The sequence below is a fragment of the Acinetobacter sp. YH01022 genome (assembly GCF_013420235.1).
GTDB lineage: Bacteria > Pseudomonadota > Gammaproteobacteria > Pseudomonadales > Moraxellaceae > Acinetobacter.
On the sequence record NZ_VOYP01000072.1, the window covers coordinates 1 to 8,600 of the forward strand.

General features: G+C 41.4%; 8 protein-coding genes and 2 pseudogenes. All 10 read right to left on the reverse strand.

Features of this window, described 5'->3' with window-relative positions; genetic code table 11:
* Positions 1-131 precede the first annotated feature (131 nt).
* Entirely contained in the window at positions 132-1,469 is a 1,338-nt protein-coding gene (locus FTT87_RS15110; protein ID WP_180175060.1) for a hypothetical protein, read from the reverse strand.
* Positions 1,470-1,472: 3 nt separating this feature from the next.
* Positions 1,473-2,036: a hypothetical protein gene (locus tag FTT87_RS15115; RefSeq protein WP_180175061.1), complete on the reverse strand. Its 564-nt coding sequence runs from the start codon at positions 2,034-2,036 to the stop codon at positions 1,473-1,475.
* Between the two features lie 2 nt (positions 2,037-2,038).
* A complete protein-coding gene (locus tag FTT87_RS15120) occupies positions 2,039-2,950 on the reverse strand; it encodes a hypothetical protein (protein ID WP_180175062.1) in 912 nt (303 codons plus the stop codon).
* Positions 2,951-3,366: 416 nt separating this feature from the next.
* Positions 3,367-3,891 (reverse strand): annotated as a pseudogene (locus tag FTT87_RS15125) (hypothetical protein); the annotation flags it as partial.
* Positions 3,888-4,937 (reverse strand): baseplate J/gp47 family protein, encoded by a 1,050-nt coding sequence (locus tag FTT87_RS15130; protein ID WP_180175063.1) that lies wholly within the window; start codon positions 4,935-4,937, stop codon positions 3,888-3,890. The gene FTT87_RS15130 and the pseudogene FTT87_RS15125, both read right to left, overlap by 4 nt.
* Before the next feature lie 2 nt (positions 4,938-4,939).
* Positions 4,940-5,302, reverse strand: a complete 363-nt coding sequence (locus tag FTT87_RS15135) for a phage GP46 family protein (RefSeq protein ID WP_180175064.1) — start codon at positions 5,300-5,302, stop codon at positions 4,940-4,942.
* 8 nt (positions 5,303-5,310) lie between these two features.
* Complete coding sequence (locus FTT87_RS15140; protein WP_180175065.1) at positions 5,311-5,787, reverse strand: phage baseplate assembly protein; 477 nt, start codon at positions 5,785-5,787, stop codon at positions 5,311-5,313.
* On the reverse strand, positions 5,784-6,896 hold the full coding sequence (locus FTT87_RS15145; protein ID WP_180175066.1) for a phage baseplate assembly protein: 1,113 nt from the start codon (positions 6,894-6,896) through the stop codon (positions 5,784-5,786). The genes FTT87_RS15140 and FTT87_RS15145 overlap by 4 nt, the downstream gene beginning before the upstream one ends.
* The gene (locus tag FTT87_RS15150) at positions 6,886-8,076 is read right to left on the reverse strand and encodes a DNA circularization protein (RefSeq protein ID WP_180175067.1); all 1,191 of its coding nucleotides are present in this window, start codon (positions 8,074-8,076) and stop codon (positions 6,886-6,888) included. The genes FTT87_RS15145 and FTT87_RS15150 overlap by 11 nt, the downstream gene beginning before the upstream one ends.
* A 68-nt stretch (positions 8,077-8,144) precedes the next feature.
* Positions 8,145-8,600 (reverse strand): annotated as a pseudogene (locus FTT87_RS15155) (hypothetical protein); the annotation flags it as partial.

The window sequence follows — 8,600 nt, forward strand, 5'->3', positions numbered from 1 at the left end:
TGTAAGTTTTCGGCTTTTTTTGCACTAATTTGTTTTTTATTCTGCACTAAATAAATTGCAGTTATTCTGCACTAAATAAAAATCTAACGCTTCTCATCAAAGCATTAGATAAATATCAATTAAATTTCTTATCAAACTGCACTGGATACACGAGCAAAGCCATTAGAGCCATTTTTACCTGCAATATAATTAGCAGGCGTAACAGTATTACCATCTCCATCTGTAGTTAATAGCGATGATTCACCCTTACCAGCGTTACCGACATATAAACGTGCATACTGAGTGTTAGCAGTATTGTTAGTATAGATAATAGAAAGCCGTGCACCTTCACCAGCCCCACCACCAAAACCTTGAGTAGCGGTAACATAACCATCAGCACCGTCACCACCTGAACCACGTCCGTTAGAATCAGTTGCAGCACCAGTATGATTGGCACCCGTTGCATTACCAGGCTGACCATTACTCCGAGTCGCAGATGTGTATTCACCAGAAATTGTCCATTGGCCACCAGCACCTGCAGTACCATTAATATACTGACCGTTGCCGCCATCAACACCACCAATGCCAGCCTTACCACCTCCAGCGGTAAATATAATATTGGTGCCATCAATAGATAGATATGTAGCTTCACCATCCATACCTTTTAATGTAGCCGGATTTGAGTTAGCTACTAAATCTTCATAACGAGATGAACCACTACCACCACCTGCACCAATTAATAAGAATGACTTGGATTCACCAGCTAGAATAGGAAAGACTACAGGCGTTCCTGTATAGATGTAATCACTATTACCCGCAGATGAGGTAAGACCTTCAGTTTGAATAATTGACCAGCTGATATTGCCTGAATATCCAACACGGTTCGTACCTGAGCGGTCGAAAACACTAATTCCAATTTTGGTATCTTGGCGTGAGATACCCCACGCTTCATGTCCACCTTCTGGTGTAATCTGAATAGCGTAGCGCGTATCAAGAAAACTAATGTTGCTACCAGCAGGTTTGTTAATTTCCCAAGCTTGTCCAGGCTTAATAACTCCAGCCATAATGACTTTTGGATAGAGTGACGCCAGTCCACTTGATAAATTAGAAATTTGTTGCTGCAATTGCTCAATTGCATCTTGTAATTGAGTCTGAAGTTCATTGTCAGCATTTTCTTGGTCTCGTTGCAACTGTTGCAATCGAGCTTCAATTGTATCTGCAAATTGATTTAATACATTTTCAATAGCATCTAAATCAATCTGAACCCCATTTTTTGTAGCTAATAACTCAAATAATTGAATATGACTATTCGGATCTAAAGGAATACCATTTTTCTCAATTAAATTCGCTAATTCTTCCTGGATTGCATTTAACCAATCTGGTGTTAAGTATGTCGCATCCTGTCCTGGTAAATCGGCATTGTCATGAAAGCCTTTTTTGCCAGTACCGTTGATATCATCACGCGCATTTACACTATCAATTCGTTGCATGTTTTAATTCCAGTTATAAAGTGCAAAACCAAAACGTTGGTTGGTCATCATGCCAATTTGTACAAGACGTTTTGCTGTAGCGATTTCATGTTCTATGAGGAAGCGTTCACGCTGTAAACGCATATATGCTTTGTTGTTTTTAATATATGAGAAAATGACATCAGCATTTGAAGATTGCACCTCACGATGTTCATCCAGTGCGAGCTGTGGCGTAATGAAATTCGCACCAAAATTGGTGGTTACACGCTGGGATATGGCCGTGTCATACCAGTTTAGGTAAGTTTCACTATTTACTACATAGGTTACTACCGGCTGCATACTCAAATCAAAAGCAAAGCTAAGTGCAGTGACATTTTCAACATTCAGAACAGTATGCGAAATCAAACCATCGGTAATGATGATTTGATTACCCAGATACTTGCAGGTCCAAATCTTCACTTGCAGGCCTTGTGAAGTATCCGCGATATTCACACCACCCCATTCATAGTCGACCAGTTTATCCAGTCGGTACGGAACTAAGAATGGTGCCGCGACAGGACGTGTTGAGAGTTCATTATCGGGTAACATGCTTAAGCTCCTGTATAACGGCCCCAGCTCATACTGACGGTATATGTCAGCTCCATCTGATTGGTCTTGATGATCGACGGAGTGAACTCAACCTGATAGCCCATTCCTGAACCTGCGGAAAGAAATGTGGATTCTACAAATAGTGTTCTGTGTTCCCCAATGGCATTAGCAATAGGGAATTTCTTAGTACATTGGATGGATGAAGGGGTTGGGTATGTAGTTGTTGTTGGAGCTCCATAATCCAAGCGGCCTGAAAAAGAAGGGCCTGCTGTTGGTGAGGAACTCATTGCGCCACTATAAATACCAATGGAATCTATACCAATCTTGGTATGATAGCGCTGAGGGGCTGTGTGATAAGCTCGTCCTGTATAAGTATGACTACTTACAATTGCACCCGCTTTATTTAAAAAATTAAAGCTGCCCGATAATGTTTCCTGCGGATAAACGCGGATTTCAGTAATCACATCCAGATATTCATCACTAAGCACTGTAATGGTGGTCGGATTACCATTGGCATCCTTGACTAAAGCTCTGTTCCACATATTTGCATTAGCCCAACCTAACCCAACTTCTGAAATATTCCCTGCTGCAATACCTTCACCAAACCGGTAAGTTACTCTTAACCAGTCATAGTAAGGCAAAGTAGTTAACTGCATTCCTGACGCAACTGCACCTTGTATGCTGGTTGTGCTTGCTTTAAATGCATCCAACTGTGTTTGAGTTACAACGGGTGTACTGTTTCCCGTGCCAACACAGCAACGGTCAATCCAGACACCAGAAGACATTTGTGCTAGACCTGTATCTAATACGATGTTTTGAAACCAGTCGGTTTCTCGAGTGATTTCACCGGTTGAAGCCTTGCGTGCAACAAGCTTGAATCTTGCCCCAACCTCATTATTGATTTCTAAATTCATAATGTTACCTAATTTGTAATTTGAACACTGTTCAGCGCAAATCCTGTTTGAATATTTTCAATGTCAGCCGTATTGGATAAATAGCTAATGGTTTTTGTGATTTGTGCACCATTTAATGCAAATGCAGTTGAAATATATTCAACTTCAGCTGTAGTACTTAAATATGCAACTTGTTTAGTGATCTGAACTCCATCAAGTGAAAATCCTGTTTTTAAACTCTCAACTTCGGCTGTAATCACATTTTGAGGTGTTCTAAAACTTACAGAATCAATTGAAAATGAAGTGTCGATATTTTCAGTTTCAGTTGTTATAGGCTCTTTCAACACACCGTCATTCGCCTCAAAATTAGTAGACAAACTTTCGATATGTAAAACTGGATAAGGTTTTGATGTACTGAAAAGCATAGGAACCTTCAAAACATCTATTCGTAAATATCCGGGAAAGTAATTCTGAATAATGCAGTCCATGTCAGCAGGTGTAGTATCAGGAATCACGATCCTGATTTTGTACCGCAGCTGTTCTGTATTGACTGGTGCATTGCAAGGCGATGTACATTGCATGGGTTTAAACTTTTTAAACTCAAAAAGCTCTACACCAAAAATCTTTAAAACCTGTTCAAAATAAGCTCGGTTCAAGACATTCCGTGTACTGCGTACCCATTTCAGAATTTCAAGCCGTTCTTCAATCGTTCTGCTAGCATTCACCGTACACTTCAGCGGTAAGCCATACTCTAGTTCGTATTCAGGTAACAGTTCAGGTGGAAGCTCTTCCAAAACCTTCAAAAGGCGTTTGGCATCAATATCTGCCTGTGCCAGCAGTTTTGCATGCGCATATACATCAACCGCCAAAGCTTCTGTGTTCGGTGATGCGTCATAACCCCCTACGGGCAACAGCTGACGTAATACCGAAGCATAAAGCTCTGTGGTTTCTTCTAAAGTCATGGCGCAGCGCTCACTGAAACAGTGCCTGCACGCAGCCAGTAGGTATGCATCCAGTTCACAATCGGTTGAACGTTAGAATTAGGAGTAAGCACTACATCTTCTACATTGGCTAAAGCCATGATGCGGGATACAAGAACATTGGCTTGGTATTCTTCAACTGGGGCAAGCTCAGCAATATAGGTACGGATCGTGGTTTCAACATCGGTGAAATTCACACCCATGCCTTTTACAGCAGCTGTAATATCAATTAATTGCTGTGTCGGTGAATACGCTCGACAATCTGCCCAAAATCCAGCTTCTTCATCCAAAACGACTTGGGCTGAATCAAGCAAGGCTTGAGCTGGTAAGGTTGGCGGATTACCCACTGCAGTAATTGCGACATCCATTGAACCTAGTCCACGACGCTTTTTATAAATATAAATTTTGCCGATGCCAGGAACACTTTTCATAGCCCGTTCAAGGTCAGATTTACGGTCACGCGCCTGGCCAAGCTGTTTGCTTGCAAGCATACGAGCACGCCATGCCTCAAGCTCTTCTTCATCAGAGCCACCTGCAATGGATATGACTTCAGCAGTTCCACTCAAGCCTGCAATCGGACTGACCCACATCAATGAAGTGCCAGTAAAGTTCCATGACGCACCAATCTGGTCAGCAGTTACACTGATTTCAGTTGTGATATTCGGCTGAACGACTGTTGTAGAAATGACGCTCCAAAAATGGCCTTTTCCATCAGTGAGTTTTGTCCCGGCTTCAATGGTAATTTCAGCGTTAGATTTTGCTTTAACAGTACCTGACGCACGTGTACCGCCCAGACGCGGAACATTGAGTTCTTCAGCATGAATATATAGATACGGCTCATCAGCAGTTTGTACAAAAAGCTGACGTTGAATATAGGCTTGATGGTGATAGAGACCCTCAACAACAGCAGCCGTACCATCTGCACGGATTGAAGCATCAGAATCCGATGTAATTGTTAGGCCAGTTTGGTTACGAATTTCTTGAACAATGACCAGATGTAATTTTGAAAATGCAGGAATTTGATACACGTTTAGCCTCCTACGGGTACGAAATACATAATTTTTTGGCTTTCACCCGTAATGCGCACAGCATCAATGGTTAAATCGACACGGCTTTTTTCAGACTGTGAAGCTGAAACTGTGATTGATTCAAAGCGCTCCGGAACTAAATCTTCAAGCGCTTCTTCTGCATATTGTTTAGCCAATAAAACATTTCGACTGAGGTCCTTAGATTGCTTTAAGGTATATAAACGGCTGCCTAAATATGGATTCGCCCAATACTTACCACGGTGAATGCCAAGACGTTGGCAGACACACTGCACATCATCATTGCTGAATGCAGCATCAAGACTGAGCAGCACATAATCTTTCGTTTCTAAATTAATATTCGCCATGTGATCACCTACATTTGCTGGCTTGGCTGAGGTGTATTGCCATTGGTATGGCCGTTATAAATTTCACGCATGTCCTGCATAGAACTTTTCTTATCAATGACATCTTCAGTGGCTTGAACTTTGCCATTGACGAATAAATCACCCTCAATATATGTACCGGCTTCTTTTAGCCAGACAGAGTGACCAAACTGGTCATAAATACAGGTTTCACCTTCATTAACTTCAATAACAATGGGACCGCCTGAAGTGGCAATAACAACTGACTTTGAAGTTTTTCCCTGCAGAGGGATCACGACTACACGTGCATCTTTAGGCACAAATGAGCTAAACCCGACCTGCTGAAACAGCTCTACCTCATCCAATACTTCATCTGCAAAACCGGTGAACTGCAGCATTTTTGATCCACCACGTGCCACAATGCCCAGGAAACTTTGTCTAATTTGTCCCAGGCCTTTTTGTATTTGACGCTGAACAGCTTCAATCATTTCTTTTCTTCCTTATCTGGCTTGGCCGTTTTGGTCTTCTTGGATTTTTTCGATGTGGATTGTTGAGGGTCTTTATAAAGCAGCGGTTGTGCCCAATCGCCTTGACGGTGCAATTTAAGAGAAGTCTTTTTGCCATTGCTTCTGGACAGGGTAAGCGTTCGTCCAACTACAGCCCATTTTGCTGTAGCACGACTTAAACGGTTGGTCTCAAAATTGACATACCAACCTGTTGACCAGACTTTGCCATTAAGCGTCCAGTCTGGCACTGTTGCAAGCATGGAATAGGCTTGAAGATTATTGTCTTTTATAATTTTTTCTAACGCTGCATCAGCTTCAGTCTTAGTTTCGACATCACTTAAAGAAACGATTTTTAAACGCTTATGGTTAAGCTGTGTCTCAGCAGATCCAGTTGCTAAAATATGTTGGCCTTTCGCATCCTGGCTTAAAATTTTAATGTCAGTAAATACATTAGAAACATCTTCGGTATAACGTGCATCAAGTACATTATTTGCATCGCTGTATCTGATTAATTGCAGACTGGTTTGAGCCTGATACGCATTTTTAAACGGATCACCGATAACCAGAGTTCCATCCGGTTCAAGCCAAACATGCTGACCTGTCACTTGAGCAGCTTTTACAATGGAATCCCAAAGCGATTCGCCAGGCTCAACAGAGATTTTATTTTTTAGCCAGGCATTGTTTTGAATTTTAAAATTATTGAATAAAGGTCCCATGTCACCAGAAAGAACAAATTTATTAATGAGTTCTTCAAGATTCATTTGACGACCATTAAAGATAGGCACTGAACAATCAATCAGCTGACCTACCAGATCACGACCAGAAATTTTAAGCGCATAGCCAGAACGATCACAGCCTTCATCTATAGCATCAGCAGTACTGGTCAGAAGGAGTTCATTACCATAATAAGCTTGGACCTTGGCACCCGCTTTTACTGAGGCCGGTAGTTCTAAGTCATCATCACTGAATAGGCTAAAACTCCATTGTTCTGCTGGGGTATCTATGGCTGAGTCAATAGAGGCATCATCCCAGGTATTGATTTCAAAACCGCCAATGATCAAACGAATTGCCTTATTCTGATTATCGAGCATAGACAGTAATCTCCATGCCAGGCTGTAACACAGCAGGGTTGACCAAATCAGGATTTAAGCGACGAATTTCGTGGGCACGCTCCATATCTTCATATAAAAAGTGGGCCAACCAATGTAGGGTACAAGGCACTTGAATACGTGCAGTTGTAATTGGGGGGTGAACTTCAATCAGTTCTTGAATCTGTAAATGAATCTGGTCGGCAATGTCTTTATAAACTTGAATCTGACTAACAGCATCAATACCTAAAGAGACCTGTTCTCTTTCAATATTAATAACCTGTTGCAAGGTTTGACGGTTCTGCTGACGAATGACTGCAAGTTCAACTGGGGTAAAACTCGTTTCTTGATTTTGTGCCATTTCATTGCGTACAGTTTCAACGACGCTTTGTGAAATCGCAACGACAGATGCAACTTGTGTAGCACGCCATAATTGCTTTAATTCAGCAGGTTCATTTTGAGCATCATCAGTATCAAATAGCTTATCAAAGCGCTGAATACGCTTAATCACATCGCGCCATTTTGAAACGGCTGAAATGCTCATATCAAAAGTGACAAGACCAGTAATGTCATCAATTAATCCAGTCGCCCAAGTTTCTGGAGACAAGATATTTTCTATAGCATTTTTAGCAATCCCCATAACATTACGAACTGTTTGTAAGCCAGTCCGAATTTTATTAATGACATTAAAAAAGGCATTCTTATCATTCAGTTTTAACTTTTCTAACGCTTGCTTAAGTGCAGCTGCAGGGTTAGCAATGATGTAAGTCGGCTGAATAAAACTTTGGGTTTTTAATGGAATAAAGCGTTTAGTTTTTTGACTTTTTGCAATGACAAAATCAATTGAAAATGAGCAGGCATCATAATTATCAACATCATGATTAACATTATGATTTGTGACTTGAGCATAGCAAATGCCAAAAATTGGGTGGATGAGTTCACCTGGACCATTTTCCTGTAGAGCGGTTAAAAGGGCATTTAGCCAGGTTAAATAGTCTTCACCCGCATAGACTGCCTGGATAGAGATCCGACGAGGCTCGTTACCCATATCTTCCACAGATGCAGCGTTAGAGTAGGGGGCTTGATGTGTAGCAATAGTTTTAGACCAAGAATCGCTAACCGTCGTACATTCGAACTGTACTCCGCGAAAACTTGCATCATGTAAATCTGTAGCCCAGCCCATAAAAAACCCCACTTATTGTGAGGTTATTTTTATCGATTCATCAGTATTTTAAGTGTGGAAACACTTCCTTATTTCCTCATCAAATAAGCGGGTGGTGCTCCATGCCGTTTCTCTTCATTTGCTGAATTTGAAGACATGGATTGCATGAGTGGACTACCAGGCATATTAATCACAGGCTTATTTTGACTGGTTACATTGATCAATGTTTTGATACTGCCAATTAACTCTTTGCTGTACTGGTTATTTGTTTGTTGCTCAGCAATCATTTGATCATATTTAGCTTGGGCTTCTAGTGCAGCTTTAGCATCTTCATTACCAAATACCGCTAAAGTTTTTGCAATAGTTTCACCCAGCTTATCATCAAATTTTTGCCCTGTTTCAGTGGTCATATATGCATTACGAATACCAGTTCCTACAGCATAACCCGCAACACCTGCACCGGCGACTGCAGCAACCGGAGCTGCCATTCTAGCAGCAGTTACAGCACCACGACCCACAGTACCTGCTATAGCACCACCTTTACC

Excerpts from the sequence above, each read along its gene's own strand:
- FTT87_RS15110 (WP_180175060.1), bottom strand. The coding sequence starts at position 1,469 with ATGCAACGAATTGATAGTGTAAATGCGCGTGATGATATCAACGGTACT.
- FTT87_RS15115 (WP_180175061.1), bottom strand. The coding sequence starts at position 2,036 with ATGTTACCCGATAATGAACTCTCAACACGTCCTGTCGCGGCACCATTC.
- FTT87_RS15120 (WP_180175062.1), bottom strand. The coding sequence starts at position 2,950 with ATGAATTTAGAAATCAATAATGAGGTTGGGGCAAGATTCAAGCTTGTT.
- FTT87_RS15135 (WP_180175064.1), bottom strand. The coding sequence starts at position 5,302 with ATGGCGAATATTAATTTAGAAACGAAAGATTATGTGCTGCTCAGTCTT.
- FTT87_RS15140 (WP_180175065.1), bottom strand. The coding sequence starts at position 5,787 with ATGATTGAAGCTGTTCAGCGTCAAATACAAAAAGGCCTGGGACAAATT.
- FTT87_RS15145 (WP_180175066.1), bottom strand. The coding sequence starts at position 6,896 with ATGCTCGATAATCAGAATAAGGCAATTCGTTTGATCATTGGCGGTTTT.
- FTT87_RS15150 (WP_180175067.1), bottom strand. The coding sequence starts at position 8,076 with ATGGGCTGGGCTACAGATTTACATGATGCAAGTTTTCGCGGAGTACAG.